This is a genomic window from Sphingobium sp. (genome assembly GCF_041987595.1).
Taxonomy (GTDB): Bacteria; Pseudomonadota; Alphaproteobacteria; order Sphingomonadales; family Sphingomonadaceae; genus Sphingobium.
Genome location: NZ_JBHIWJ010000044.1, coordinates 253 through 25,702, shown reverse-complemented (window position 1 = coordinate 25,702; position 25,450 = coordinate 253). Strand labels below are relative to the sequence as shown.

Annotated in this window: 26 protein-coding genes and 1 tRNA gene; 14 read left to right on the top strand and 13 right to left on the bottom strand. The window is 61.3% G+C overall.

The genetic code is table 11. The features are described from left to right. Window positions 1-11: 11 nt before the first annotated feature. Complete coding sequence (locus ACFC3J_RS12760) at window positions 12-1,307, bottom strand: MFS transporter (RefSeq protein WP_375196544.1); 1,296 nt, start codon at window positions 1,305-1,307, stop codon at window positions 12-14. A 147-nt stretch (window positions 1,308-1,454) separates the two neighbouring features. On the opposite strand from ACFC3J_RS12760, the gene pgsA reads away from it, so the two are divergent. Genes pgsA through ACFC3J_RS12745 form a run of 3 tightly spaced genes read left to right on the top strand, consistent with a single transcriptional unit; the run spans window position 1,455 to window position 2,719 of the window. Continuing rightward, window positions 1,455-2,018, top strand: a complete 564-nt coding sequence (gene pgsA / locus ACFC3J_RS12755) for a CDP-diacylglycerol--glycerol-3-phosphate 3-phosphatidyltransferase (RefSeq protein WP_375196556.1) — start codon at window positions 1,455-1,457, stop codon at window positions 2,016-2,018. A gap of 3 nt (window positions 2,019-2,021) precedes the next feature. Next, entirely contained in the window at window positions 2,022-2,282 is a 261-nt protein-coding gene (locus ACFC3J_RS12750; protein WP_375196543.1) for a MoaD/ThiS family protein, read from the top strand. Further along, on the top strand, window positions 2,279-2,719 hold the full coding sequence (locus tag ACFC3J_RS12745; RefSeq protein ID WP_375196542.1) for a molybdenum cofactor biosynthesis protein MoaE: 441 nt from the start codon (window positions 2,279-2,281) through the stop codon (window positions 2,717-2,719). The genes ACFC3J_RS12750 and ACFC3J_RS12745 overlap by 4 nt, the downstream gene beginning before the upstream one ends. A gap of 3 nt (window positions 2,720-2,722) precedes the next feature. Here the strand turns inward: ACFC3J_RS12745 and ACFC3J_RS12740 are convergent, their stop codons facing one another. Further along, window positions 2,723-3,649 carry a hydrogen peroxide-inducible genes activator gene (locus ACFC3J_RS12740; RefSeq protein WP_375196541.1) on the bottom strand — a complete coding sequence of 309 codons (927 nt, stop codon included), beginning with the start codon at window positions 3,647-3,649 and terminating at the stop codon, window positions 2,723-2,725. Window positions 3,650-3,688: 39 nt separating this feature from the next. Further along, a complete protein-coding gene (locus tag ACFC3J_RS12735; RefSeq protein ID WP_375196540.1) occupies window positions 3,689-4,462 on the bottom strand; it encodes a sulfite exporter TauE/SafE family protein in 774 nt (257 codons plus the stop codon). A 162-nt stretch (window positions 4,463-4,624) separates the two neighbouring features. On the opposite strand from ACFC3J_RS12735, the gene epsC reads away from it, so the two are divergent. From epsC to ACFC3J_RS12720, 3 genes are all read left to right on the top strand, one after another. Continuing rightward, window positions 4,625-5,335 carry a serine O-acetyltransferase EpsC gene (gene epsC / locus ACFC3J_RS12730; protein WP_375196539.1) on the top strand — a complete coding sequence of 237 codons (711 nt, stop codon included), beginning with the start codon at window positions 4,625-4,627 and terminating at the stop codon, window positions 5,333-5,335. After that, complete coding sequence (locus ACFC3J_RS12725) at window positions 5,335-5,694, top strand: DUF2794 domain-containing protein (RefSeq protein ID WP_375196538.1); 360 nt, start codon at window positions 5,335-5,337, stop codon at window positions 5,692-5,694. Before epsC ends, ACFC3J_RS12725 begins: the two co-directional genes overlap by 1 nt. Before the next feature lie 144 nt (window positions 5,695-5,838). After that, window positions 5,839-6,792 carry an NAD(P)H-dependent flavin oxidoreductase gene (locus ACFC3J_RS12720; protein ID WP_375196537.1) on the top strand — a complete coding sequence of 318 codons (954 nt, stop codon included), beginning with the start codon at window positions 5,839-5,841 and terminating at the stop codon, window positions 6,790-6,792. On the opposite strand, the gene ACFC3J_RS12715 is transcribed toward ACFC3J_RS12720, so the two are convergent. Together ACFC3J_RS12715 and ACFC3J_RS12710 are read right to left on the bottom strand one after the other, a co-directional pair. Next, the gene (locus ACFC3J_RS12715; RefSeq protein WP_375196536.1) at window positions 6,761-7,639 is read right to left on the bottom strand and encodes an alpha/beta fold hydrolase; all 879 of its coding nucleotides are present in this window, start codon (window positions 7,637-7,639) and stop codon (window positions 6,761-6,763) included. The genes ACFC3J_RS12720 and ACFC3J_RS12715 overlap by 32 nt on opposite strands. Window positions 7,640-7,822: 183 nt before the next feature. Next, window positions 7,823-9,784 carry a PAS domain S-box protein gene (locus tag ACFC3J_RS12710; RefSeq protein ID WP_375196535.1) on the bottom strand — a complete coding sequence of 654 codons (1,962 nt, stop codon included), beginning with the start codon at window positions 9,782-9,784 and terminating at the stop codon, window positions 7,823-7,825. Window positions 9,785-9,939: 155 nt separating this feature from the next. Here ACFC3J_RS12710 and ACFC3J_RS12705 point away from each other — a divergent pair, with 155 nt between their 5' ends. From ACFC3J_RS12705 to ACFC3J_RS12695, 3 genes are all read left to right on the top strand, one after another. Continuing rightward, window positions 9,940-10,851 carry a sugar kinase gene (locus tag ACFC3J_RS12705; RefSeq protein ID WP_375196534.1) on the top strand — a complete coding sequence of 304 codons (912 nt, stop codon included), beginning with the start codon at window positions 9,940-9,942 and terminating at the stop codon, window positions 10,849-10,851. 72 nt (window positions 10,852-10,923) lie between these two features. Next, window positions 10,924-10,997: transfer RNA gene (locus ACFC3J_RS12700), tRNA-Gly, on the top strand. 195 nt (window positions 10,998-11,192) lie between these two features. Further along, window positions 11,193-12,425: a tyrosine-type recombinase/integrase gene (locus ACFC3J_RS12695; RefSeq protein ID WP_375196533.1), complete on the top strand. Its 1,233-nt coding sequence runs from the start codon at window positions 11,193-11,195 to the stop codon at window positions 12,423-12,425. A 42-nt stretch (window positions 12,426-12,467) separates the two neighbouring features. Here the strand turns inward: ACFC3J_RS12695 and ACFC3J_RS12690 are convergent, their stop codons facing one another. The 6 genes from ACFC3J_RS12690 to ACFC3J_RS12665 form a co-directional block, all read right to left on the bottom strand. Continuing rightward, window positions 12,468-15,593: a type I restriction endonuclease subunit R gene (locus tag ACFC3J_RS12690; protein WP_375196555.1), complete on the bottom strand. Its 3,126-nt coding sequence runs from the start codon at window positions 15,591-15,593 to the stop codon at window positions 12,468-12,470. Window positions 15,594-15,682: 89 nt separating this feature from the next. Next, complete coding sequence (locus tag ACFC3J_RS12685) at window positions 15,683-16,912, bottom strand: restriction endonuclease subunit S (RefSeq protein WP_375196532.1); 1,230 nt, start codon at window positions 16,910-16,912, stop codon at window positions 15,683-15,685. Next, window positions 16,909-18,531 (bottom strand): N-6 DNA methylase, encoded by a 1,623-nt coding sequence (locus ACFC3J_RS12680; protein WP_375196531.1) that lies wholly within the window; start codon window positions 18,529-18,531, stop codon window positions 16,909-16,911. Before ACFC3J_RS12680 ends, ACFC3J_RS12685 begins: the two co-directional genes overlap by 4 nt. Then, on the bottom strand, window positions 18,528-20,303 hold the full coding sequence (locus ACFC3J_RS12675; RefSeq protein WP_375196530.1) for a hypothetical protein: 1,776 nt from the start codon (window positions 20,301-20,303) through the stop codon (window positions 18,528-18,530). The genes ACFC3J_RS12680 and ACFC3J_RS12675 overlap by 4 nt, the downstream gene beginning before the upstream one ends. Beyond that, a complete protein-coding gene (locus tag ACFC3J_RS12670) occupies window positions 20,300-20,581 on the bottom strand; it encodes a hypothetical protein (RefSeq protein ID WP_375196529.1) in 282 nt (93 codons plus the stop codon). The genes ACFC3J_RS12675 and ACFC3J_RS12670 overlap by 4 nt, the downstream gene beginning before the upstream one ends. Window positions 20,582-20,825: 244 nt before the next feature. Then, the gene (locus ACFC3J_RS12665; protein WP_375196554.1) at window positions 20,826-21,035 is read right to left on the bottom strand and encodes a helix-turn-helix transcriptional regulator; all 210 of its coding nucleotides are present in this window, start codon (window positions 21,033-21,035) and stop codon (window positions 20,826-20,828) included. A gap of 621 nt (window positions 21,036-21,656) precedes the next feature. Between ACFC3J_RS12665 and ACFC3J_RS12660 the strand changes: the two genes are divergently transcribed. From ACFC3J_RS12660 to ACFC3J_RS12645, 4 genes are all read left to right on the top strand, one after another. Next, window positions 21,657-22,544 (top strand): ArdC family protein, encoded by an 888-nt coding sequence (locus ACFC3J_RS12660; protein WP_375196528.1) that lies wholly within the window; start codon window positions 21,657-21,659, stop codon window positions 22,542-22,544. Beyond that, entirely contained in the window at window positions 22,541-22,786 is a 246-nt protein-coding gene (locus tag ACFC3J_RS12655) for a sigma factor-like helix-turn-helix DNA-binding protein (RefSeq protein WP_375196527.1), read from the top strand. The genes ACFC3J_RS12660 and ACFC3J_RS12655 overlap by 4 nt, the downstream gene beginning before the upstream one ends. Window positions 22,787-22,862: 76 nt before the next feature. Next, window positions 22,863-23,792 carry a HEPN domain-containing protein gene (locus tag ACFC3J_RS12650; RefSeq protein ID WP_375196526.1) on the top strand — a complete coding sequence of 310 codons (930 nt, stop codon included), beginning with the start codon at window positions 22,863-22,865 and terminating at the stop codon, window positions 23,790-23,792. Window positions 23,793-23,797: 5 nt separating this feature from the next. Then, on the top strand, window positions 23,798-24,346 hold the full coding sequence (locus tag ACFC3J_RS12645) for an AAA family ATPase (protein WP_375196525.1): 549 nt from the start codon (window positions 23,798-23,800) through the stop codon (window positions 24,344-24,346). A gap of 25 nt (window positions 24,347-24,371) precedes the next feature. On the opposite strand, the gene ACFC3J_RS12640 is transcribed toward ACFC3J_RS12645, so the two are convergent. Further along, entirely contained in the window at window positions 24,372-24,593 is a 222-nt protein-coding gene (locus ACFC3J_RS12640) for a conjugal transfer protein TraD (protein ID WP_375196524.1), read from the bottom strand. Window positions 24,594-24,609: 16 nt separating this feature from the next. Continuing rightward, window positions 24,610-24,933: a conjugal transfer protein TraD gene (locus tag ACFC3J_RS12635; protein ID WP_375196523.1), complete on the bottom strand. Its 324-nt coding sequence runs from the start codon at window positions 24,931-24,933 to the stop codon at window positions 24,610-24,612. A gap of 173 nt (window positions 24,934-25,106) precedes the next feature. Here ACFC3J_RS12635 and ACFC3J_RS12630 point away from each other — a divergent pair. After that, the coding region (locus ACFC3J_RS12630; RefSeq protein WP_375196522.1) for a MobA/MobL family protein at window positions 25,107-25,450 on the top strand (344 nt) is incomplete at its 3' end.

Sequence of the window (25,450 nt, the reverse complement as noted above, 5' to 3'; positions counted from 1 at the left end):
GCGCTGAGGGGTCAATCGCAGGCCTTGTGCAGCGTCCAGGCGATCCACGCGCAGGGCAGGCAAAGCGCCGCCACCAGGAGCAACTGGTTCACCACTGACATTCCAGCCACGCTGAGGCTGATGGTGAGCAGCGATCCGATCACCATCGCGCCCGAATTCACGATATTGTTCGCCGCGACCGTGCGCGCCGCTTCGCATTTCTCGACCGTGGTGGTGAGGAAGGCGTAGAGCGGCACCACGAACATGCCGCCGAAGGTGGCGACGCTCAGCAGGCAAAGCGACAGCGGAATCGCCAGCGGATGGGACAGGAAGCCCGCCAGCGAGAGCATCCGTCCGTCAGATTCTGCCATCCAGAGATCGCATACGATGTGGAAGGCGACGATGCTGATTCCCATGCCGATCACCGAAGCTGGCGCATATTTTGCCGACACATGGCCCTGCAACAGTCGGTTGATCGCGATCGAACCGATGGCGATGCCGATCGAAAAAATGCCCAGGAACAGGCTGGCGACCGATTTGTCGGCGGTCAGCACATTTTTGACCAGCGGCGGGAACTGAATGAACAATATCGTGCCCACGGCCCAGAAAAAGCTGATCGCCATGATGGCGAGGTACAGCCGCCGGATGTGCATGGTTCCCCTGACCAGCGTAACGGCGGCCCGGACGATGTGGAAATCGATGGGTTGCCGCTCCAGCAGGGAGGGGGCAGGCGGCACCTGACGCCCCGACAGCCAGCCGATTACCGCGGTCAGGATGATTCCCACCGCCGCGGCCTGCACGGGGATGACCCCGGCCAGGATCGTGCCTGCCAGAATGGCGATGTAGGTCCCTGCCTCGACCAGCCCGGTTCCACCCAGCACCTCCTCATCATGCAGATGTTGGGGAAGAATCGCATATTTGATCGGGCCGAAGAAGGTGGAATGGACACCCATGGCGAACAGCGCCAGAAGCAGTAGTGGAATGGCGAGCGTGTGGACTGCGATCCCGCTCCAGATCAGCGCCAGCCCCGCCGCGCCCACGGCCATGATGACGATTTCGGCGGCCTTGACGATGCGGATGATCGTAGCCTTGTCCCGCTGATCGGCGAGTTGGCCGGACAGTGCGGAGAGCAGGAAGAAGGGCAGAATGAATACGCCCGTCGCCAGCGCGCTGAACCAGGTTTCCGATTTTTCGTCGTTATAGACGGTATAGACGACGAACAGCACCATCGCATTCTTGAACAGATTGTCGTTGAAGGCGCCGAGCAGCTGGGTGATGAAAAGCGGCAGAAAACGTCGCTTGTTAAGGAGCCTGAGAGAGGCTTGCATAGGCGAGGGGGTCTTCTTCGCTGTGGATTGGCGAGGGGGGTCTAGCCGCTGATGCCGGGTCTGTCCAACCCCCTCTCCATGTCGGCCTATGCGGTGGGCTTTGCGCGGCCGCTTGTGTGCGGGCGCCGACTGTGGCAGTCCGCCGCCATGCTGACGCTGCCCAATTTGCTGACGCTTTCGCGCATTCTGACCGTGCCGTTGCTCGTTGCCCTGCTCTGGCCAGCGGAGGTCGGCGCGCGCTGGACCACCGGCTATATGCTGGCCTTCGCGCTCTATTGCCTGATGGGCATCACCGATTATTTCGACGGCTATCTCGCCCGCGCGCAGGGTGCCGTCTCGAAGCTCGGCATTTTCCTTGATCCCATCGCCGACAAGATCATGGTCGGCGCGGTCATCCTGATGCTGTCTGCCACACGCGACATTTCGGGGATGCACATCGTCGCGGCGATGATCATCCTGCTGCGCGAGATCGCCGTTTCGGGCCTGCGCGAATTTCTCGCCGGGCTACAGGTTTCGGTGCCCGTGTCGCGCCTCGCCAAATGGAAGACGACCTTTCAGCTCATTGCGCTGGGAGCCCTGATCCTCGCCGGAGCCGTACCGCAATTCCCCTTCGTGCAGATGGTCGGCATAGCGACCCTCTGGGCGGCCGCCATTCTGACGCTGATCACCGGATGGGACTATCTGCGCGTCGGCATCAAGCACATGGATTGAGAGATGGCCAGGCTCACCCTCGTCTATTTCGCCTGGGTCCGCGAAGCCATCGGCCGCGATGAGGAGCAGGTCGAACGTCCGGCCGAGGACGTTACGATCCGCGACTTCATCGCTACGCTCGCCGATCAGGGCGGCGCCTATGCAGACGCCTTCGCCCGGTCGGACAGGTTGCGCGCGGCGCTCGACCAGCGCTTCACTCCGCTTGACAGCCCTATTGGCGAGGCGAAGGAACTGGCGATCTTCCCGCCGGTCACGGGCGGATGAGCGTCGTTACCATCCAGCGCGAGGATTTTGACCCCGCCATCGAGCTGGCCGCGCTGGAGGCGTCCGGCTGCGGCGCCGTTGCCAGTTTCACCGGCATCGTCCGCGGGGAAGGCGGTCTCGTCGCTCTCGAACTCGAACATTATCCGGCGATGACCAGCGCGCAGGTCGAACGAATCGTAGAGCAGGCGATGACGCGCTGGCCGCTGCTCCGCGTGCGCGTCATCCACCGCTATGGCCTGCTGAAGCCGGGCGAGCGGATCGTCTTCGTCGGCACCGCCTCGCGCCACCGCACCGCGGCGCTGGAGGCTTGCGCCTTCCTGATCGACTGGCTCAAATCGGAGGCGCCCTTCTGGAAGAAGGAGTATTTCGCCGACCGCACGGTCTGGGTCGAAGCCCGCGCCGAGGATGACGCCAGAGCGCAGAGCTGGCGCGACTGAGGATCAGGCCGCCTCGCTCACCTTCGGCAACTCCGCCGCATCGCGCAACAGCTCTGCCAGCAAGCGAAACTCCTTCTCGCGCGGACTGTTCTTGCGCCACACCAGCGCAATGTCGCGGTGTGACCGCTCCGACCGCAGCGGCCGGGCGGTGATCTGTGTATGGTTCAGTATCCCGCCCGCAATCGCCATTTCCGGCATGATCGTCATGCCAAGACCGTTGTCGACCATCTGCACCAGCGTATGGAGCGAGGTGCCCATCATCATGGCGCTCGCCCGGATCTCCGGCCGATTACAGGCGGCAAGCGCATGGTCCTTCAGGCAGTGCCCGTCCTCCAGCAGCAACAGCTTGGTCTCGTCGATCATCTCTGGGGCGATCCATTCGGGCGGATCGCGCGGATCGTCCCGCGGGAAGGCGACATAGAGGCGGTCCTGGAACAGAAATTCGCTGTCCAGCTCCCCCGTCGGGAAAGGCAGCGCCAGCAGCACGCAATCCACATTGCCGTGGCGCAGCGATTCGATCGCCGCCTGCGTCGTTTCCTCACGCAGATAGAGTTTGAGTTCCGGCCGTTCCGCCCGCAGCTTGGGCAGCAGATGGGGCAGCAAAAAGGGGGCTATGGTCGGAATGACGCTCATGCGCAGCTCGCCGGTCAGCGGCTTGCCTGAGGCTTCGGCAATGGCGGCCAGTTCCTCCGCCTCCCGCAGAACGCGGTGCGCCTTTTCCACGATCCGGTCGCCCAGAGCCGTAAAGCGCACCACCCGTCGCGTCCGCTCGACCAGCGTGATGCCGATCAGCGATTCCAGCTCGCGAATTCCTGCCGACAGGGTGGACTGGGTCACGAAACAGCTGTCTGCGGCCTTACCGAAATGGCCATGCTCCTTGAGCGCCACAAGATATTGCAGCTGCTTCAGCGTGGGCATGTAACTCGACATTGATCGCCTTCCTCGATTAGAAGAAGGAATATAAGCGGTCTAACCGATATATCCAAGCCATTTGGCGATCCCGAACAGGGATGTCAGCGTCAGAATTGTCCCAACGGCGATGAAGAGTTTGCGCGGTGAGACGTGCCGGGCCAGCATCGCCCCGAAGGGAGCTGCCACCACGCCGCCGATCAGCAGCCCGACTGTGTAGGTGGTGAAGGTCTCCCACCCCAGATGCAGCAGGAAGGTTATGCTGATCGACAGGGTCAGAATGAACTCGACGCTGTTGACGGTACCGATGGTGTGGCGCGGACTGGCTCCCTGAATCAGCAGGTTGGAGGTCACGACCGGCCCCCAGCCGCCGCCGCCGGTTGCATCCATGAATCCGCCGACGAGGCCCAGCGGCGCCACCCATTTGGGATTGCGTGCCTGCGGGGGAAAGTGAAACCCGCGCCAGACAAGATAAACGCCGATCGTGGTGAGATAGATCTGAACGAAGGGCTTGATCACCGCGCCGTCGACATGGGACAGCAGATAGGCGCCCGTCACCCCACCGATGACGCCGGGAATGATCAGCCGCGCGAACAGCCGCCAGTCCACATTGCGGTGTGCGATATGGCTGATTGCCGACACGCCGGTAGTGAAGGTTTCGGCCGCATGCACGCTGGCCGAAGCCTTGCTGGGCGGGAGTCCGAGCGCCAGCAGCAACGTGCTCGAAATCACGCCATAGGCCATACCCAGCGCGCCGTCGATCATCTGGGCGCCGAATCCCACCAGGATGAAGGGCAGGATTTCGGCGAAATAGGCGAGCAGGGATTCGTTCATTCACTGGCCTCTGTTATGATTTGTCTACCGCATTGATTGGTATATCATGGCGCGCCAAGAAACTTTCTGTTTTATCGGGCGAAGCCGAAATAGCCGCCCATCTGGAAAATTCATCCTTTTGCGCTTATGTACCGATTGGTCGGTTTCCTTTAGGGGCGCTTTATGTTGCGCAATCTTATTGCTTATCTTGACTCGGTCAAATCCCGTGATCCCGCCCCGCGCTCGCGCGCAGAAATCCTCCTCTATCCGGGCGTCTGGTCGCTGGTCTTTCATCGGGTGGCGCATCGCCTTTATTGTGCGCGGCTCTATTTCCTCGCCCGCGCCGTAAACCATTTTTCGCGATTCCTGACCGGCAATGACATTCATCCCGGCGCCCGGATCGGCAAGCGCTTCTTCATCGACCATGGCTTCACCGTGATCGGTGAGACCGCCGAGATTGGCGACGACGTCACCCTTTATCAGAATGTTACGCTGGGCGGCACTGACCCCGCCAACGGCATTGCCGGGAAGCGTCATCCCACGCTGGAAAATGGCGTGATCGTCGGTTCGGGCGCGCAGGTTCTGGGCCCCGTCCGCGTTGGCGCCCGCGCCCGCGTGGGCGCCAACGCTGTGGTGACCAAGGATGTGAAGGAAGGTGCGACCATGGTCGGCATCCCCGCAAAGGCGATGCTGGTCGACGTCACTGCCTATCAGCGCGACTTCCTGCCCTATGGCACGCCCTGTTCTGACTGTTTCGACCCGGAAAAGCAGAAGCTGGAACTGCTCCAGTGCGAGGTTGAACAGTTGCAGAAGCGCCTGGCCGAGTTGCTGGCCGAACGGGATCTCGCGCGTGAGGCTGACCAACCGCTGTTTAAGGAGCGTGGCCGCGCCTGATGAGCAATGTGACGCCCTTTCCGTCGCAAACCGCCCAGCAGGGGGCCAGGGATGCCGGACAGACCGGCTTTGAACGTCTCGAACTCCAGCGCATCATGGATCTTTACGGTCGCATGGTCGCTGCCGGTCACTGGCGCGACTATGCGATCGACCTGCATCGCGAAGCCGCTATCTTCTCGGCCTTTCGCCGCACGGCCGAGCGACCCGAATTCCGCATCGAAAAGCGCCCGGCGCTGCGGCATCGGCAAGGCATGTGGGCGCTGATCGGCGAAGCAGGCAATGTGCTTAAGCGCGGCGCCGAACTTCAAGGCGTGCTTGCCCCGGTCGAACGGCGCCTGCTCAAGATCGTCAGCGAATAAATTTCCGGTTTCATGCCGCTACGGCGCCGGGCGAATCTGGTTCTGAAGTGCGCAAAAGCTGACCGTCGGCATAAATTTCGCTCTTTTTCTGCGATCGCGTGGATGATAGCGCCTGTATCGAAATCAGGAAGGGGGGCGTTGTTCATGAGCTTGCCGGCAATGCTAGAAGGCCGTCTGACTCTGCCGCTGATCGGTTCGCCGATGTTTATCGTCTCGCAGCCCGCACTTGTGATCGCCCAGTGCCGCGCCGGCATCGTCGGCGCCTTCCCCTCGCTCAATGCCCGGCCTTCCGGCAAGTTCGAACTGTGGTTGCAACAGTTGACGGAAACGCTGACCGGCCGGGACGCGCCCTTCGCCGTCAACCTGATCGTCCACCGCACGAACAGTCGTCTGGAGGAGGATCTCGCCCTCTGCGTCAAATATCGCGTGCCGATCGTGATCACCTCTCTGGGCGCGCGCGAAGATGTGAATGCGGCCGTTCACAGCTATGGCGGCATCGTGATGCACGACGTCATCAACAATGTTTTTGCGCGCAAGGCGATCGAAAAGGGCGCGGATGGCCTGATCGCGGTGGCGGCGGGGGCTGGCGGTCATGCCGGCACCCTGTCGCCTTTCGCGCTGGTCGAGGAAATCCGCGCCTGGTTTGATGGTCCGCTGGCCCTGTCGGGCGCCATCGCCACGGGCCGCTCGATCGCGGCGGCGCGGATGATGGGCGCCGACTTTGCCTATATGGGCTCCCCCTTCATCGCGACGGAGGAAGCCAATGCCGATGCCGGATACAAGCAGATGATCGTCGACAGCGGAGCGGGCGATATCGTCTATTCCGATTTCTTCACCGGCGTTCACGGCAATTATCTGCGTCCCAGCATCAGCGCTGCTGGATTGGACGCGGATAATCTGCCCAAGGCCAGGGAAATGGACTTTGGCAGCATCGCGGGAGGCGACAAAAAGGCGTGGCGCGATGTCTGGGGGGCGGGGCAAGGGATCGGAGCGATCCACAAAGTCCAGTCCGCGACCAGCTTTATCGAGCAGCTCAGAGCCGAATATCAGGCGGCCATCACTGCGTTCAATTCGTCAGAAAAGCACGCAATTCCGTAATGAACTGATCGAACTGGTCGTGATGCAGCCAATGCCCGGCATCGGTGAACTCGGCCAGCCGGGCGTTCTGGAAATGGCCGGCGCGGCCATCCTTGACCGGATTGGACGCCCAGCTGTCCAGGCCCAGGCACAGCAGGGTGGGACAGGTGATGCGGCTCCAGAATTCGGGCAGTTCGAAATCGCTCCCGACTTGCGGTGCGGCGTCGCGCAGATAGGGATCGAACTTCCACCGATAACTCCCATCTTCATTGCGATTCACGCCATGAATGGTGAGGTGCATCGCCTGTTCCACCGACAGATGGTCGTTCCGCTCGCGCATGCGGGCAACGGCGGCCTCTATGGTCGGATAATGCCGCCGCGATCTCCGCGCGCCGGCTTTGCGCTTGTCGATCCATGCGCGCAACAGGTCAGGCGCGGCCTTTTGCGCCTCCTCCTCGATGCGCAGGGGTGACAGGCCAAGCCCTTCGATCGCCACGATCCGTGACACCTTGTCCGGAAACATCCCGGTATAGCGCAGCGCGATGGAGCCCCCCAGAGAATGGCCCACCAATGTCACCGGCTCGCGCCCCAACTGCTCCACCAGTTGAGCAAGATCATAGACGAAGTTGGCCATCATATAGGAGCCTTCGGCCGACCAGGCGCTGTCGCCATGACCGCGCAGATCGGGCACGATGACATGATAATCTTTCGACAGCGCTCGCGCCGTCCAGTCCCAACTGCGCGCATGGTCGAACCCGCCATGCACCAGAATCAGGGTCGGGGCCGAACTGTTCCCCCAGTCCAGATAATGAAGACGCATCCGCAGCGAGGTGTAGAAATGCGATGTCGGGGCGACTTGCGTGGTCATGAGATCCTATGATCAGGCGAGAAATGGCGGGCGATATTCTGTCTCTTTGGCGAAGTCCCCTTCCGTTGCAAGGGATGGCTGGCCGTAACCGCCTTGTTTTACGAGCGCTTCTTAAATTTTTTGGTAAAATGGGCGCGCGGCATCGCACTATCATGAAAATGCTACGGTTTGCGCATTGCAGATTCAGAGATCGCCGGTGTGTGCGGCCAGGCGAACCACGCGCTGACTTCCCTGCGTCACCGCCGTCACGATGCGCGCCAGCTGGGCCTGCTTGAACGGCTTATCCAGTCTGGGTCTGCTCGTCATATGCGGGGGTAACTCGGCGAAGCCTGTAATGATGACTACGGGCAGGCCTGGCAGCCTTTCCTCGATCTCGTCGGCCAACTGCGCGCCATTCATACCCGGCATCGCATAATCGGTAATGACCAGATCCACGCTACCCTGCTCCAGCGTCCGCAGCGCGTCGATGCCAGACCCGGCCTGAAACACCGTATGTCCAAGCTCCTCCAGCATACCCGCAGTGTTGGTCAGCACCAGATCATCATCATCGACCGCCAATATCACGAGCGGCTCTATCGGGGTCAGTGCCAGGGGATCGATCGCTTCCACCACCTCTTCCACCACCGCGCTCGCCGGCGCGACCGGCAGCCAGAGCGAAACGGTGGTTCCCCGTCCCAATTCGCTGTTGATGGTGAGAGACCCGCCACATTGTTGCGCGAATCCGTGCGCCATGGAGAGGCCAAGGCCCGTGCCCTTGCCCACGCCCTTGGTCGTGAAGAAAGGCTCCCGCGCCCGTTCGAGCGTCATCGGGTCCATGCCTTCGCCTTCGTCGATGATCGACAGGCGGACATAATGGCCGCTTTCCAGATCGGGCCGCTGTTCCTTCAGCAAGCTCAATTCGGCCCCTTCGATGATGATGTTTCCGCCCTCAGGCATGGCATCGCGCGCATTCACGGCCAGATTGAGCAAGGCCAGTTCCAGCTGCGCCGGATCGGCATGGGCGGCGGCAAGATGCAATGGAAAGCGCGTCTCTATGGCAACGCCCGATCCCAGGGTGGTCTTGAGCAGATCCGCCATGTCCCGCACCAGCGCCATGCAGTCCACGCTTTGCAGCTTCAGTTCCTGCTTGCGCGCAAAGGCCAGCATCCGCTGCGTCAGCGTCGCGCCGCGTTCGGCGGCGGTCATGGCATTGTCGATATAGCGCGACACGTCTGCCCCGGTCGCCAGCCTTTGCCTCGCCAGATCCAGACTGCCCACGATCACTGCTAGAAGGTTGTTGAAATCATGCGCCACGCCACCCGTCAGCTTGCCGATGGCGTCCATCTTCTGAGACTGGAAGATCGCCTCTCGCGCCTGTTCCAGCGCGAGTTGCGCTTCGCGCTTTTCGCTGAGATCGCGGGTGATCTTGGCAAAGCCGATCAACTCCCCCATCGGATCGCGGATCGCGTCGATGATGACATGCGCCCAGAAACGTGATCCGTCCTTGCGGATGCGCCAGCCTTCCGCCTCGAACCGCCCCTCGCGCGACGCCGTTTCCAGCGCGCGGGACGGAACGCCTGCCATCCGGTCTTCCTCCGAATAGAAGCGCGCAAAATTCTGCCCCAATATCTCGTCGGTGGTATAGCCTTTGAACCGCTCTGCTCCCGGATTCCAGCTGGTGATCGTCCCCACGGGATCGAGCATGTAGATGGCGTAATCGGTGACGCCCTGCACCAGTAGCCTGAACCGTTCCTCGCTGCGCCGCAATTCCTCCTGCGCAGCGCGACGCTCGGTCAGGTCGCGCGTGATCTTCGCGAAGCCGATGAGCTGCCCCGTCGAATCGCGAATGGGGTCGATGACGACATTGGCCCAGAAACGCGTCCCATCCTTGCGCACGCGCCAGCCTTCGGCTTCGAACCGGCCTTCATGCTCGGCCGCTTCCAGCGCGAGGGCAGGGATGCCCGCCGCCTGATCCTCCGCCGTATAGAATCGGGAAAAATGCTGGCCGATAATCTCTTCGGCCTCATAACCCTTGAACCGGCGCGCACCGGCGTTCCAGCTGATGACGATGCCGTTCACCGACAACATGAAGATGGCATAGTCGGTGACGTTCTGGACCAGCAGCTCGAAGCGGTTTCCAGATCCTTCGGGCGCCGCCATAGTCATAAAAAGTCCCCGTGGCGTTCTCTTGTTCCCGATGACAACGTTCCGGGCCCCCGAACGTTCCGCTTGCGAAAGCGAATGTCGGCGTCACCCGACATTGACTTGCAGGTCCGCTCCGCGCCAAGGAAGCGCGACCTCAAGGAGAGATAAGCCCCATCATGAGCAAGACCGCAGGGATCACCGTTATCGGCGAGGCGATGCTGGAACTGAGCCGCGCCGACGGCGATGGCTGGAACCTGCGCTATGGCGGGGACGTCATCAACACCGCGATCCATCTGGCCCGTTCGGGCGACAGGGTGCGTTTTGCCAGCGCCATCGGCGCCGATCCGATGAGCGCCGAATTGCGCGCCAAATGGGAAGGGGAGGGGATCGACACCTCTCTGCTCATCGCGGCGGAAGGAAGCCTGCCCGGCCTGTATGCCATCGAAACCGACCCGCAGGGGGAACGCAGCTTCCATTATTGGCGCGGGGAAGCCGCCGCCCGGCGGATGTTCGACCTGCCGGAGAGCGCCGCCATGATCGATCAGGCGGCCGGATCGGACCTGCTTTATTTCTCGCTCATCACCCTTGCCATCCTGCCTGAAGAGGCTCGCGGGAAGCTGCTGGCTCTTTGCGAAGCCGTTCGCGCCCGTGGCGGCAAGGTTGCCTTTGACGGCAATTATCGCGCCCGCCTCTGGCCTGACGCTGCTACGGCCCGGCATTGGCGCGATCGCGCAATCGCCGTCAGCGACATCTGCCTGCCGACGCTGGCCGACGAGGTTGAAATGGGCGAAGCCGACGACGCGTCGGACGCCGCACGCCGCTGGGGCGCCGTAGAAGGCCGCGAGGTGGTGGTGAAGCTGGGCGCGGAAGGCTGTCTGGTGGATGGCGCGGTCATCGCCCCGCCCGCCAAGCTGGTGGTGATCGATTCCAGCGGAGCAGGCGATGCCTTTAACGGCGGCTATCTCCATGCACGACTGGCTGGTCTGACGCCGCGCGAATCTGCCGGGGCGGGGCATCGCCTTGCCGGATGGAATATCGGCCGCCGCGGGGCCATTCCGGCGCGGGATGCCGAAGCGCCCTACGGCTGAATTTCCGCAAAATTCTCCGCGCCGATGTCGTTGACGCCATGGGGATCAACGGCTAAGCCGCATGTCGCCCGGGCGGGTGTAGCTCAATGGCAGAGCAGAAGCTTCCCAAGCTTACGACGAGGGTTCGATTCCCTTCACCCGCTCCAATTCTCGATCTCAGGACATCCCCGACAGCTTTACAAACCGCTGAATTCTGCGGTATTTTTCGGGTCATCCGGCTCGTGAAATCTCGCCTCATGCCATGGAAGCCCAGGCAAAAGTGGGGCCTTTTTCGAAAATAGCGGGCCAAAAATTGCTCGAGGCCCCCAAGGCTGGGGGCCTCGCCATGGAAGGCCTGACCTATGTCATTGACCGATATAGCAATTCGCCGAGCCAAGACGCGCGATAAGCCCTATAAGCTTTATGATGAGCTGGGCCTCTTTCTAGTGATCTCCCCGTCTGGCTCGCGACTCTGGCGGATGAAGTTCCGTCACGGCGGATCTGAGAAAAAGCTGAGCTTCGGCGCTTACCCTCATGTGAGCCTGCGCGACGCGCGAAAAATGCGCGATGACGCTCGCGACCTGATTGCAGACGGCAAGGACCCTGCGCTTGAGAGACAACGCGAAAAGCTCAGGGCGGGCACACTGGCGGAAAACACCTTCACCAGCATCGCCAACGAATATTGCCGCAAGCGACGCCGCGATGGTGACAGGGCCTGGGCACCTGCTACAGCCGCACGCTGCGAATATCTGCTCAGTCTGCTGGACAACTCGATCGGCAAAATGCCGATTCATGAGATCGAGCCGATCGACGCCCTCGCAGCGATCCGCAAGATCGAGAAGCGGGGTAAGCTTGAAAGCGCCCGACGCACCTTGCAACTGGCCGGAGCCGTGTTCCGCTACGCCGTCGCCACGGCCCGCCTGCGGTCAGACCCCACTCGTGATTTGCGCGGGGCGCTGACCACCCCAACGGTCACCCACTATGGTGCAATCACCGATGCCAGTGAGGTTGGCGACCTGCTCAGGGCCATCGATGGCTACGAAGGCCTGGGCATGACGAAATGGGCATTGCAATTGGCACCACATGTCTTCGTCCGCCCCGGCGAACTTCGTCATGCCCGATGGGACGAAATCGACCTGGAAACCAGGCTTTGGACCATTCCGGCCGAGAAGATGAAGATGCGCAAGTCTCACCACGTGCCGCTCTCGCGTCAGTCGATCGCGATTTTGCAGGAAATCCAATCCATCACCGGGTCGTCGGGTTACGTTTTTCCGTCGATGCGGTCCCGAACACGGCCGATGTCGGAAAACACCCTCAACGCGGCTCTACGCCGCCTTGGCTATACGAGCAACGAAATGACCGGGCACGGTTTCCGGGCGATGGCGAGCACCCTGCTCAACGAATCGGGCAAATGGTCCCCCGACGCCATCGAACGCGCGCTCGCGCATGGGGACAGCGACAAGGTGCGCGCGGCCTACCATCGCGGCACCCATTGGAAAGAGCGGGTCGCCATGGCGCAATGGTGGTCCGATCTCTTGGATTCATTGCGGAGCGGAGCCACTATCTTGCCCTTCCCGGGTGCGATGGCTGGCTGAGAGTATAGTTTACCTCTCCTTCCCGCCTTTGCCCAGTGCGCATCAATTGACGCTGGCGCCGCTCGGGTAGTGATCGAAAATCCACTCATAGGTTTGAGCGACCTTCCCCTGCCAGATCGTATCGTCATATGCGGGAGGCAAATCGTCGAGGGCCTGTTGAATAGCGCTGCGAACTGCGGCTTTGGCACGTTCTTTCAACCGCCAGTCAAGGACGAGTTTTTCTCGCTTCAACGTTTCCAGCAGCGCTCTTGCTACCTGCTTGACCAACGCCAGTTCGTCGTTGGTAAGCTCCGGTTCCGGCTTTGTGAGAATGTCCACGATGGCCAGTTCCTCTTCAGAAAGTCCCTCGCGAATTGCCCGACCTTGTTCATCATCCAAGTCTTGGATGAACGCCATCAATGCGTCAAACAGGCGCTCCACGTTTAGACTGCCGGCGTTGTATTCCGCGATCAGTTCCTGAAACCGTTCGACAAGTGACGATCGGGTTGGGTTCTGCGCAGCCAGCTCCTCCAGCTTGCGTTCAATGGCGGTTCTCAGCTTCTGCGTTTGCGTGCGTTTTTGTCCCTGGGTGAAACGCTCACGCAGCTTTTCAAAGTCGATCCGCGAAAGGTCGAATAATCCCTCCATGTCGTCGCCGGACCGAACCGGCGCCGTGATCTCGATGCCGAGAATGGCCTCGTCCAGCAGGGCTTCAATCTCGTCCGCGACGCGCTGGACCCGTGCCTTCCTGTCCGGGTCTTCCCGCAGGGCACGAACCTTCTCGGCCATGACGTGAAGCACGGCAGCTTCCACGCGCCACTGATCTGCTGCCGGATCGGGCAGGACTGCCTTGAACAGTGTCCAGACGTCACCGGCATGGCGCAAAAATGCCTGCTGCTCCTGATCGGTGCCCATGACGGCTTCGACCGCCTCGGCAAGCCGGGCTATCCGTTCAAATCCCTTGGCCCTCACGATCCGCGTTGGGTCCACCGAACGACGACGGCAGAAATCCATTGCCTGGTGCACTGCCGTCCTGAGCCGGTCGACAAGCGCTACTTTGTCTTCGATCGGCTCGGAGCCTTCCGTAGAAGGCTGGGCATAGATCGCCAGCGCCTTTTGCAGGTTCCGGAACACGCCGACATAGTCCACGATCAGGCCAGCCGACTTACCCGGCGCGGTGCGGTTGGCACGCGCGATGGTCTGCATCAGCGTGTGGTTCTTCATCGGCTTGTCGAGATAGACGGTCGAACAGGTCGGCACGTCGAAGCCAGTGATCCACATCGCGCAGACGAAAACCAGCCGCAGCGGATCGGCCGGGGCCTTGAACTTCTCGTCGAGGTCTTCCTTCACCATCCGCTCGCGGTGCGGGCGGATGTCCAGGCCCTTGGCGGCCATGTCGGCGATTTCGTTCTGCCCCTGGCTGACCACCACGGCCATATCGGTTTCATGCAGCCATTTGAGTTCGGCCTGGGCGGCCTCGCGCGCCTCGCCGGACAGCGCCTGGAGTGCCAAGCCCTTCTCGGCCAGCGCAGCATCCCAGGCGGCGCGGACTTTGCCATGCATCCGCACGGCGGTTTCCTTGTCGATGGCGATGAACATCGCTTTGCCGCGATAGCCTCGACCCATGAAGTGACGGACGACGTCCTCGGCAATCTTGTCGAGCCGGTCGCCCCGCTTGATCAGCGCGATCTGCCGCGCGACCTTGCGGTCAACGAGCTTTTCCTCCTCCTCGTCAAGACCGGCGTCATCCTTAATCGCCTCGGCAGCGGCATCGAGGTCCTCGGTATCGAGTTGCAGTTCGGGGATGCGGTTCTCGTAATAGAGCGGAACGGTCGCCCCATCCTCGACCGACTGGCTGAAATTGTAGACCGAGATGTAGTCGCCGAAGACCTCGCGGGTCTTCTCCTCGCCCGCCATCAGAGGTGTGCCGGTGAAGCCGATAAAAGCGGCATTGGGCAGCGCGCGGCGCATGTTGGATGCCAGCACGTCATACTGGCTGCGGTGCGCCTCGTCGGTGACGACAATGATGTCGTCGCGCTGCGAAAGTTCGGGATAGGTCTCGCCCATCTCGGTCCCGAACTTGTGGATCAGGGTGAAGACGAAGCGGGCGTTGCCGGACAGCAGTTCGCGCAGATGTGCCCGGCTCTGCGCCTGCACTTGCGGCAGCGGGAGCGAGAAGGCACCGCAGGCCTGGAAAAACTCCGCAATCTGCTCGTCCAGTTCCTGTCGGTCGGTGACGATCAGGAAGGTCCAGCCGCCGGGCTTGGTGCGCAGAACCTTCTGGGTGAAGGTCAGCATGGAGAGTGACTTGCCCGATCCTTGCGTGTGCCAGAACACGCCGAGCTTGCCGCCCGCCTTGCCGATTTCGGCCACCGCCTTGTTCACGCCGAGATACTGGTGGTTTTGCGCGATCTTCTTGATCAGGCCGTCGCGGGTTTCCTCGAACACCACGAAGTTCTCGACGATATCGAGCAGCCGCTCCGGCGAGCAGGCGGCGGTGAGCGCGGTATCAAGGCTGACGACACCCTTCGCGCCTTCATCGTCGATCCGCTTCCATTCCTTGAAATGGCCCCAACCGGCGAAGGGCGCGCCGATGCGGGCATCGTCGCCGTTGGAGAGCAGTACGATGCCATTGCCCCAGAAGATATGCGGCACGGCATCGCGATAATCGCGCAGGTTCTGGTCATAGGCCGCCTGCGCGCTGCGGTGGCTGGCCTTCAGCTCGATGAACAGAAGCGGCACGCCATTGACGAAACCAATGAGGTCGGCGCGGCGCTTGTGGATTTCGCTGGCGATCCAGAATTGCTGGGCGATCAGCAGGTCGTTGGCCTTGGGATTGCGCCAATCGACCACGCGGGCGATGCGCGTTTCGCTGGTCCCATCTGGCAGGGTCGTGCGCACTTCCACGCCATCGCGCAGCAGGCCCATGACCTCGCGATTGGCAGCGACGGGGTTCATGTCTGCCCGATTGCGCATCAATTCATCGATGACCGCACTGACAGCATCGGCGTCAAGATCAGAGTTCAGTCGCTCGACGGCGGCGCGCAGCGGGCCGGGGAGCATCGCCTGGCGAAAGCTGGTGCGCCCGGTGCGCGGATCGGGCGCGAGCGCCAGCGGGTTTTCGGTGTAGAGATTTTCGTGCCGCCAGCCGAGTTCGACCAGCCGCGCGACAGCCGGGTCCTCGACCATCTGGCCCTCGCCGAACGCAGAAAGCACCCGGCCTAGCGATTCCTCGCGCGTCGGGTAGCGTCCGAGATCGTCAGGGCTAGCGGGCTGCGTCATGCAGCAGCGGCCTGCAATGCTTCCTCAGCGACGCACACCTCGATTTCGCCAGAGATTAGCTTGGGCAGGAGAAGGTCTCGGGTGGTGCGGAGGTTGGTGTTGGCGTCCGCCAATGACCTGACCATTGAGAAGATCCGCCTTGCAGCTTCGCCGAACTTCTCGAGCCGCTCAGGATGCGGTGATACAATCTCGAACTGCGCGACCGCTGCACTGCTTACGCGCTGCCTTCCCGTCGCCCCACTCATGCTCTTGATGGCGTGTTCTCTGAAGGCCTCGGAGCGCGCGAGGCAGTAGACAAACTCAGGCGGCACCGCACGTCCGCGCATGACAATGAACTCCGTTGAGCCGAATCCCGCTGCGCCATCCGGAAGGAAATCAACGAATGCCGTTTTCCCGTTTTCCAGACACGGCGTAATTCTGGCCAAGAGTGTGTCGCCATTCAAGAACTTCGATCCAGCATTGCCTTCACGTTCTTCCCAGTCCGATACGACCATCGAATTGGTGGGCACACACGGCATAGGAAGAAAAGGCTTCCGCCCTTCCTTGGTTACCTTGGTTTTCGGATCGAAATCGATCAGCGTATCAATCCGAACTGGTTCCCTATCTCCAACATCTGCATCCCGACCAAACCACTCATCGAACAGGCGGCGGGCCATGTCTTCCAGGATGGCGATGCGCCGTGTGTTGTTTTCGATCAGGTCGTCATAGGCGGACAGGATATCGGCGATACGGCGTTGGACTGGTCTCGGCGGCAAATTCAAAGGCCAAGTGTCGGCAAACGTAGTGAATTGAAAACGCGCGACTCCTGTATGCTGGGTATGGAACCGAAGTAGTTCGCGCCGATGATACATGTCTTGCAAAAGCCAGAACACAAACTCTGGGTCGGCCTTTTCAGGATCAATCCGAAGGAAGCGAGCGAAACTTGCGCATGTCACAGGGAGCTCAAAACGTGCCATCCGGCTCGGAGTGAGTAAAACCGACCGACCTGTAGGGCGATCCTTCGAGCCACCGGCGGTTTCGAAAACGATATCCCATTTTTGTAATTTCTTACGCGCAGCGTGACGAGCAACAAGGTGTCGATCAGGAACGGACGAGGTGTTTCCTAGCCGAACATCTTCGAAGTCTGTTCCCCGAATAGCCTGCATATGCACTGACTGGCCGAACGGCTCCCCTTTGCCCCATTCGCCGTCACGGCTGTCTAACAGTAAGTCGCGCAGTGTTATCACGCCACCAACTCCGCCACGTTCAGCGCAATCCGCGCCTGCAACTCTGCTGCCTCCCCGTTCAGACGCTCCAGTTCCTCCTGCAAGGTTTCCAGTTTTTCCTTGAAATCCTCAGTGTCCGCCTCGCCCTTGGCCACGCCGACATAGCGCCCCGGGTTGAGCGACCAGCCCTGGGCCTCGATCTCCTTGCGCGCGGCCACGCGGCACAGGCCGGGGACGTCCGTGTAGGCATCCAACCCGCCCAGCCGCTCGCGCAGCAGCGGCGCCGATCCGAAGGCCAGTTCTGGCTCATTGCCACGCCACAGTCGGACGATGTTGGCGAGCAACTCGATCTGATCGTCGCGGAAATCGCGGTGCGCGCGGTCGACCTGGTTGAAGATGTGGCGCGCATCGATGAACAGCACTTCGTCCGCGCGGGCAGTGCGCGGCTTGGCCCGGTCGAAGAACCACAAGGTGCAGGGCAAGGTAACAGTCAGGAAGAAATTGGGGCCGACCGAGACGATCACGTCCACCGCGCCGCTTTCGATCAGCTTGCGCCGGATATCTGCCTCGCTGCCGCGCGCGTCCGCCGCACTGTTGGCCATGACGAACCCGGCGCGGCCATTGTCGTTCAGCGCCGAATAGAACTGGCTGATCCAGATGTAGTTGCCATTGTCGGTGCTGGGCAGGCCGAAGGGGAAGCGCGGCTTGACCACCTCGGTCCCGCCCGCCGTCACCGTCTTCAGCTTGGCCTTCTCCACCCCCGAGACGTTGAACGGCGGGTTGGCCATCACGAAATCGAAGCCGCCGACCAGCGGCACGCCTTTGAACGCTTCGGGCGCATCGTCATAATAGCTGTTGGTGTCGGCAATGGTGCCGGACAGGCCGTGGACCGCCAGGTTCATCTTGGCGAGCCGGATCGTCTCCTTGGTCTTTTCCATGCCAAACAGGCTGATTTCCTTGTCCGGCGCGCGCTGGTGGCGTTTCACGAAGTCTGCCGAATGGACGAACATGCCTGCCGATCCACAGGCCGGATCGAGTATGCGGCCGTGGAACGGCTCCATGATCTCGACGATCAGCCGGACAATCGAGCTGGGCGTGTAGAACTCGCCGCCCTTCTGCATCTCCTGCTTGGCGAACTCTCCCATGAAATATTCGTAGACGTGGCCGAAAGCGTCGCCGTCTATCTCCAGCGGCTGAAGCAGGCGGATCAACTCGATCAACGTGTCCTTGGGGATTTCGTTGAAGTTCTTGGGCAGGACGTCTTCGAGCTCGGCATTGTCCCGCTCGATATCCTTCATAGCATTGTTTAGCGCGCGGCCGACATCGGCATCCTCCGGCAGGCTGAGCAAATGCGAAAAGCGCGCCTCGGGCGAGAGGTAGATCACCCCTTGCGCCTTGTAGTCATCTGGGCCGGGCTTGAGGCGCGATCCGGGCTTGGGCGCCATGGTCTTCTCCACGCGCGCGAACTGCCCCTCGGCATAGCGCAGGAATAGCAGGCCCAGCACTGGGCGGCTGTATTCCGACGGCTTCAATCCGGAATTGGCGCGAAGCTGGTCCGCCATTTTGAACAGGCTGGTTTCGATTACCTTGGGATCACTGGCCACAGACTTTGTACTTTCATTCCTGAATTGCGCGCTCATGCGTCTTCCTGTTCGGACGGCATGTTCCAGAATTTCCGCCACAGCGCATCCTGCATGATGCGGCGGTTGCTGATTCTTTGCTCGATGTCTTCTTGCATTGTGTCGAGTTCTTCCAGGCGGCCTTCGATCTCAAAGGCTTCGTCCGCATCAGGTACCGGAATGGCAAGGTCCTGAAGGGCGCTGATAGGCAGGCTGGGCACGGTAGTGCCACCAGCAAGAGCCTGAAGCTTCGCCCGCATTTGCGGGGACGACAGGATTCCAGCCAGAACACGTGGTCGGCGGATGGGCGAACCTCGCTGCAATCTGATGATCGCCAGGCTTTGGGAAACGACAATCTGCGGCGTGTCCATCAACTCATCCAGGATCGCGCTCATGCCGACGATGCCTGCGACTCCGACGTTGCCTTTGACGCTTACGAGGATGTCATCCATCTCGACGTGTACCTTGCTTACGCTTATGCGCTCGCGGGCCGGGAAACGGACTTCTTTGGACGGCGAACCAACCTTTCCGTCGATGATGTCGGACACGGCGATCTCAAGACCGATGACGTCGTCGTCCGACGGATCGCCACGAACAGGTTGCGGTGCTCGCGGGCGAAGGACCTTGGCGATATCCCCAAGCCGGATAGTGCGGCGCGCCGACAAAGCCTCGTCCATGCGGGCCAATTCATCGCTGACGATATATCGGCTAGGCAGCAGATTGTAGTTCGAGGCAGCCAATTCTTCGATGCCGATATCGCGCACTGGCGCTACACCCAGGCTTTCGAGCTGCTTGATGATCAGGTCTTCCTGTTCACGTCCGCTGCGGCTGATCCGTTCCATGGTTCGGCCGTCAACGAATGTGGCATCAGGCCGGTCCATCTGATCAATTCTCAGGAGGTCTACCTGGACGCCGCTTGCGCGCCCAAAAATGCCGGGTGGGAGGCTGGTGACTGTAAGCCCGCCCGTCGTGCAGAGCTGCTCGCGGAATGCAACTTCACTGCGGTTTTCCCGAAACAACAGCCCGTCGGTGACGACGCCCACGAAGCTTTTTCTAGCCCGGTGTGCCAATTGCTCTACCTGCCAAGCCTCAAACAACATACCTGCGGCTTGGCCATCCTTCATGCGGTAGCCGAGAGGCGGAACCGATATCAGGTGATCGTATGCGCCGGACTGTGGTGCATGATTCTCTTGAAAGGTGAATGATCCATCGGAGTACGGTATTGTTTCGATGGGATTCCTGCGGTCAACTCGCAGCGAGCGGCCATCCACAAAGGCAAGCAACGCCATGACCACCTCCGTCTGCCAGTTGGTCACATGAAGCGTAACCGGGCGGCCCTGCGCGAGACCCCATGCAATGGTGGCGCTGCCAGCGAACAGGCACGCAACAGTCTCGTCGGCCGGAATATCGAGCGAGGCGCCAATCGATGCACCAACTCGAGGGCTAATCGGAATGAATGGTTCCCGATAACGGGTATCGTCTACCATTGCCTCCAACTCGGCCGTCCAATCGATGGCCAGCGGAACTTGGATGGGCAGAAGGCTTTGAATGCCTCGGACTTGAGCATCGGACAAATCAATGTCTTCAAGCCAGGCACGTACATGTACTAGCGCATCGGCTTCGTTGACAGGCTTCAAGTGCCGAGCGAGGGCCGTAAAAAGCTCAACAGGTGCCGAAGCATCGATCCCGCGTTCGGCCGCCACGCATACAGCAAGAGCGATCGGCATCGCTTCCACACTGCGGATGCCCGTTTGCGTCGCGAACGCATTTGAGAGTCTTGCCACGACACTCACTTGCGGCCCCTCCGCGTCTTCGGACGAGCATAAGTGGTGACCAGCGCACCACCGGCTTCGACGACGGCAACGCCGCCCTTGTCCAGTGCCTTCAACACAGTCGATCGCAGCTGCTCGACCTCATCCTTGAGCTTGGACAGGTGCTTCCGGTCAAGCTTGCATGCATCGCCATCCCAGCGACCGTGTGACAAGACCAGATCAACCAGCGCGCCGGGGATGCCACGCTGGTTCATGCGGGCGTCCATGTGGCGCGTAATATTGCTTTCAGAGTGGCTCATGATGTTTGCCTTGCTGCTCAATAGCGCATATGTCTCACAACATTATCCACAAAGCAACACGGATAATGTTATGAGACATAATTTTAAGCCTAGCAAGGCAGCTAATCGTTGGCAGTCCGATTTGAGGCTCCAACCGCGCATACCCTGAGGCTCCTCGGGCGACGGTCGGCCAAGGCATGAACGGATTGCATCTCGCGAGCACCCTCCGCAGCCTTGAAGGACCTGAACAAGCGCGAAGCTGCCGCTATCGGACTTCCTCGACCCGATAGAACATCGGATTGCGCATCCACTCGTTGACGGCTGACTCCCGCCACCCGGCACAGCGGGTGGCGATACGCACCTGTCTTGGAAAGGTGCCGTCCTGGATTTTCCGGTAGAGGGTGGCGCGGCTGAGCCCGGTGCGATCAAGCACGGTGTTGAGGCGAAGGATGCGGTCGGGAGGTTGGTCGGTCATCATGCGAACGTCCTGAGTTATGATCGGTCGTCTTGCCCGCGATAAGCCAAGAATTGAGACCGAATTTCTCAGGGTCAAGGCTCCCAAATGAGCCCTTCTGAGCGGTAGTTACGCTTGGATAGCCGTGGAGAACCCAAGGCATCCCTCCTTTGCGAAAAATAAATTTCCGTGAGAGTTCGAGTGGGCGTCTCAGGCCGTCTCGGCCTGATCGCGCTCTACTTCCGCTTCGCTCCAGCCGAGCCCCCTACGGGGTCTCGTCGGCATGGCCATGACGATCACGTGACGCGTTCCGGCCCGCCTTAAGCGGTCCGGTCGGGATGCTGGTCGCATCCCTTTGGGCGGTCGCCGCGCTGGTGGCACGGCGGCGTAGGGCCTTGCGGCGTCAAGGTGGCGGGGGGCGTCGCTGCCCCGTAGCCCCGCCTCGGCGGCGCGCAACCCGTCCGCTGCGCTCCCGGGTCTTCCACTCCGTTCCAGCCCTACGAGCCCACCCCATTGTGCAAGCACAATGGGGACCCCGGGGGGTGCGCCCCGCCTTTGGCCGGCGGGGCTCTTGGTCCGCTCCTGCCGCCCCCCGCCACCCTGGCGCCGGTCAATGGCGGTTGAGGAAAGGGGTTAAGGACCATGAGCACATCGGAGCGTCAGAGCCTTTATGGAGAAGTCACTGCCGGGATCATCGCAGAGCTGGAAGAAGGCCGGCTCCCATGGGTGCAACCGTGGGATGCCTCGCGCTGTCCCTGCATGATGCCGCACAACGGAGTATCGGGCCGGGTCTATTCCGGGATCAATGTGCTGATCTTGTGGGCATCGGGGATCGAACAAGAATATGGCTCGCAGCGCTGGCTGACATACAGACAGGCCGAAAAGGCAGGCGGTCATGTCCGACGCGGGGAGAAGGGAACGGTCATCTGCTATGCCGACCGCTTCACACCCAAGGACGAGGCCGAGAAGGCACGGGGTGAGGATCGCGAGGCAAGGACGATTGCGTTCCTGAAGCGCTTCACCGTGTTCAACCTCGACCAGTGCGAGGGGCTTCCCGAAGACCTTACCAGCATTCCCGTGCTGCCCGATCCAGTCATGGCGATTGCCGAGGCCGACCGGGTGATCGCAGCGACCGGCGCGGATTTTCGCATTGGCGGCGGCGAGGCGTTCTATTCGCCGAGCCAAGACTATGTGCAGGTACCGCCGCAGGCTGCGTTTCATGATCCGGTGAACTGGTATCGGACCGCGTTGCATGAGCTCGGGCATCACAGTGGCCATGTCAGCCGCCTGAACCGCGATCAGTCTGGCGCTTTCGGATCGGCCGCGTACGCAAAGGAAGAGCTCGTCGCCGAGATGGCGGCTGCCTTCACCTGCGCTTCGCTCGGCATCCATCCGACGGTTCGGCATTCGGATTACATCGGTGCGTGGCTCGAAGTCATGCGCGCCGATGAGAAGGCCATTTCCCGGGCCGCAAGTGCCGCCAACAAGGCGGCGGACTTTCTCCTCTCGGGCGGGGAGGCGCGGCCATGACCGATCGGCTTGACCCCCATGTGTTTCGGCGGCGGGGCTTTCGTGCCCTGCGCCGGATGACCGAGCGGCAGCGCGCGATTTTCTGGGCGATGCGTTTCGAGGAGACCAGCTACCCCGAGCTTGCCGAGCGGCACGGGATCAGCGCCGATGAGATGCAGGCCGAATTCACCGCAGCGCTCATCCTCTTCTTGCGCACATTGCGTGAGCCCGAACCATGGTGGCGGCGCCTGTGGCCGTGGTGATCAACGTATTCCGCGTGATGGCTTGCCGCCCAATGACTTGCCATCACGCGGCAAGCCCGACAGGGTAGAGACAATCATGCACAGCGATCTCGATCATCTTCCCGCAAACAAGCAACGCGAACTGGAGCGCGTGCTCCAGCTCATCTTCGAGGAATTCGAAGACGCCTTTGCGCTGGCCAAGCACGAATGGAAGAAGAAGGGCCGCATTCTCAAGGTCATTCTCTACGGCAGCTACGCGCGCGGCAACTGGGTCGATGAGCCGCACACCGCCAAGGGCTACAAATCCGACTATGACCTGCTCGTCATCGTCAACGACAAGCGGCTGACCGACCGCGTCAAATACTGGGCCAAGGTCGATGACCGGCTGATGCGCGAATACGGCATCGCCGGGACCATTAAGACGCCGGTCAATTTCATCGTCCACACACTCGGCGAGGTGAACGACGGGCTGGCGCACGGACGGTACTTCTTCATGGATGTCGCCCGCGACGGCATCGCGCTCTACGAGAGCGACGACACCGAACTGCACGAGCCCAAACCCAAAACGCCGCATGCGGCGCTGGACATGGCGAAGGAGTATTTTGAGGAGTGGATGCCGAGTGCTGCTGAGTTCCTCGAAGGATACAAGTTCTACATGCAGCGGAGGAGCTGGAAGAAGGCAGCTTTCCTACTGCATCAGGCCACGGAAAGCCTTCTCCACTCCGTCCTGCTCGTGGTGGAATTCTACACACCTCATGTCCACAATCTCGGTTTTCTGCGCACCCAGGCCGAACGGCTCGACATCAGGCTCACTTACATCTGGCCAGGAGACAACCGCAAACAGAGGGCGATGTTCGAGAAGCTCAAGGAGGCCTACGTCAAGGCGCGCTACAGCAAGCACTACCGGATCAGCGAGGAAGAGCTGACCTGGCTTGGCGAACGTGTCGAGGAGCTGGGCCGCGTCGTCCATGAAATCTGCTCGGAGCGTATTGCTCAGCTTGAAGCGACGGCGCGCGCGGCGGGGTGAATGCATTGGGCGAGGACGGCGCCAATCGGTTTGTTGTGATTTCCGGATGCTCGGGCGGAGGCAAATCAACTTTGCTCGCCGAGCTAGCGCGGCGCGGGCAATCTGTCGTGGAAGAACCGGGGCGCCGGGTCATTGCCGAGGAAATGCGATCAGGCGGTTCAGCACTTCCCTGGGTTGACCTCGCAGCCTTCGCCCGCCGCGCAATCCAGATTTCCTTGCGTGATCGCATGGAAGCCGCACAACAAAAGGGCTGGGTTTTCTTCGATCGGGGGCTGATCGACGCAGCCGTGGCCTTGGAACATGTCAGCGGTGAGTTGGTCGCCGAACCGCTTGCGCACGCGCATCGCTATCATCGCCAAGTGTTCCTGACGCCGCCGTGGCCCGAGATCTTCGAGAATGATGCCGACCGCCGCCATGGCATGGATGCCGCTCTCGAAGAATATGAGCGCCTGATCCGCGCCTTTCCGCGTTTTGGCTACGAGGCCGTCGATCTGCCAAAGCTGCCTGTACATGCGCGGGCCGATTTCCTGCTCGGATGCCTGGAACAGCGATAGGATCGGTAATCGGCGGCACTGACCTTTACTCCGCAAGTTTGCTGTCATCCTCAACGAATGCCCGCTTCCCGCGCCGCTGCCATAGCGCCAGCACGGTATCCCGATCCGGTCCGCGCAGTTTTGCCGCCGCCTCAACCAGCACTCCGAGGATCACGGCGCGATCATCGTCGGTAAGCTCGACGAGCCCGGCCTTCATAACGAGGCCGCCGAGTTCAATCAGATGCCGCGTGCGTTCGCGCCGATTCACTTGCCAGTCGCGGGTGTCATGCCGCGCCTGCTTCGCCTGAAGACGATGGTGCGCGGCCGTCGTCCTTCGCAGCGCCGCCCTGTTCGCCCCCAGTGCGGCTGCCAGCGTCTTCGCGTCGCCCTTGAAAGAAGGCAGCACCCCGCTTGCGCCACGCCTCCCGTGTCGGACGTTCGACTGTGGTGGCAGCGAGCAAGGCCCCAGCCAGTTCCTCGATGGTGAGCTCGTCGGCACCTGTCGCTTGGACCAGCTCGCCAAGCTGGCTTTGCTTGCGGCTCTTCAGTTGCCTGGCCTTTTCGGTCAGTGCCTTGAGTTCGGCATCATAATCGCGAGGTTTGCGCATCGGTCCGTCCTTCCAATTGTATGGGTCGGACGAACCAGTTATCGAGGTTCCCGATTATTCACAACATCGTGAAATCTCCTGAGATTTCGCGTTCCCGAGACTGATGAAATCTTTCGAGGGCGCGCTTATACGTCGTGCCGACGTGTGCTTTTGAGTGTAAATGAATTGCCGTCATGGCGATCTACCACTTCTCGGCCAAGGTCATCTCGCGGGCGTCCGGCTCCTCCGCCGTGGCAGCGGCCGCCTACTGCTCGGCCTCGCGGCTGCGCGACGAGCGGCTCGACCGGCACCACGACTTTTCCAACAAGGCAGGCGTCGTGCACAGCGAAGTCATGCTACCCGGGGGGGCACCCGAGGAGTGGCTCGACCGCGAGCGGCTGTGGAACGATGTCGAAGCGGCGGAACTGCGCAAAGACGCGCAACTCGCCCGCGAAGTCGAGTTCGCCATTCCGCGCGAGATAAGCCAAGCCGACGGGATCGAGCTTGCCCGCGACTTCGTTAGACAAGAATTCGTCGA

Bases quoted from the DNA above. Each gene is read 5' to 3' on its own strand.
- ACFC3J_RS12760 (WP_375196544.1), bottom strand. From the start codon at position 1,307: ATGCAAGCCTCTCTCAGGCTCCTTAACAAGCGACGTTTTCTGCCGCTT.
- pgsA (WP_375196556.1), top strand. From the start codon at position 1,455: ATGCTGACGCTGCCCAATTTGCTGACGCTTTCGCGCATTCTGACCGTG.
- ACFC3J_RS12750 (WP_375196543.1), top strand. From the start codon at position 2,022: ATGGCCAGGCTCACCCTCGTCTATTTCGCCTGGGTCCGCGAAGCCATC.
- ACFC3J_RS12745 (WP_375196542.1), top strand. From the start codon at position 2,279: ATGAGCGTCGTTACCATCCAGCGCGAGGATTTTGACCCCGCCATCGAG.
- ACFC3J_RS12740 (WP_375196541.1), bottom strand. From the start codon at position 3,649: ATGTCGAGTTACATGCCCACGCTGAAGCAGCTGCAATATCTTGTGGCG.
- ACFC3J_RS12735 (WP_375196540.1), bottom strand. From the start codon at position 4,462: ATGAACGAATCCCTGCTCGCCTATTTCGCCGAAATCCTGCCCTTCATC.
- epsC (WP_375196539.1), top strand. From the start codon at position 4,625: ATGTTGCGCAATCTTATTGCTTATCTTGACTCGGTCAAATCCCGTGAT.
- ACFC3J_RS12725 (WP_375196538.1), top strand. From the start codon at position 5,335: ATGAGCAATGTGACGCCCTTTCCGTCGCAAACCGCCCAGCAGGGGGCC.
- ACFC3J_RS12720 (WP_375196537.1), top strand. From the start codon at position 5,839: ATGAGCTTGCCGGCAATGCTAGAAGGCCGTCTGACTCTGCCGCTGATC.
- ACFC3J_RS12715 (WP_375196536.1), bottom strand. From the start codon at position 7,639: ATGACCACGCAAGTCGCCCCGACATCGCATTTCTACACCTCGCTGCGG.
- ACFC3J_RS12710 (WP_375196535.1), bottom strand. From the start codon at position 9,784: ATGACTATGGCGGCGCCCGAAGGATCTGGAAACCGCTTCGAGCTGCTG.
- ACFC3J_RS12705 (WP_375196534.1), top strand. From the start codon at position 9,940: ATGAGCAAGACCGCAGGGATCACCGTTATCGGCGAGGCGATGCTGGAA.
- ACFC3J_RS12695 (WP_375196533.1), top strand. From the start codon at position 11,193: ATGTCATTGACCGATATAGCAATTCGCCGAGCCAAGACGCGCGATAAG.
- ACFC3J_RS12690 (WP_375196555.1), bottom strand. From the start codon at position 15,593: ATGGTCGAGGACCCGGCTGTCGCGCGGCTGGTCGAACTCGGCTGGCGG.
- ACFC3J_RS12680 (WP_375196531.1), bottom strand. From the start codon at position 18,531: ATGAGCGCGCAATTCAGGAATGAAAGTACAAAGTCTGTGGCCAGTGAT.
- ACFC3J_RS12670 (WP_375196529.1), bottom strand. From the start codon at position 20,581: ATGAGCCACTCTGAAAGCAATATTACGCGCCACATGGACGCCCGCATG.
- ACFC3J_RS12665 (WP_375196554.1), bottom strand. From the start codon at position 21,035: ATGACCGACCAACCTCCCGACCGCATCCTTCGCCTCAACACCGTGCTT.
- ACFC3J_RS12660 (WP_375196528.1), top strand. From the start codon at position 21,657: ATGAGCACATCGGAGCGTCAGAGCCTTTATGGAGAAGTCACTGCCGGG.
- ACFC3J_RS12655 (WP_375196527.1), top strand. From the start codon at position 22,541: ATGACCGATCGGCTTGACCCCCATGTGTTTCGGCGGCGGGGCTTTCGT.
- ACFC3J_RS12650 (WP_375196526.1), top strand. From the start codon at position 22,863: ATGCACAGCGATCTCGATCATCTTCCCGCAAACAAGCAACGCGAACTG.
- ACFC3J_RS12635 (WP_375196523.1), bottom strand. From the start codon at position 24,933: ATGCGCAAACCTCGCGATTATGATGCCGAACTCAAGGCACTGACCGAA.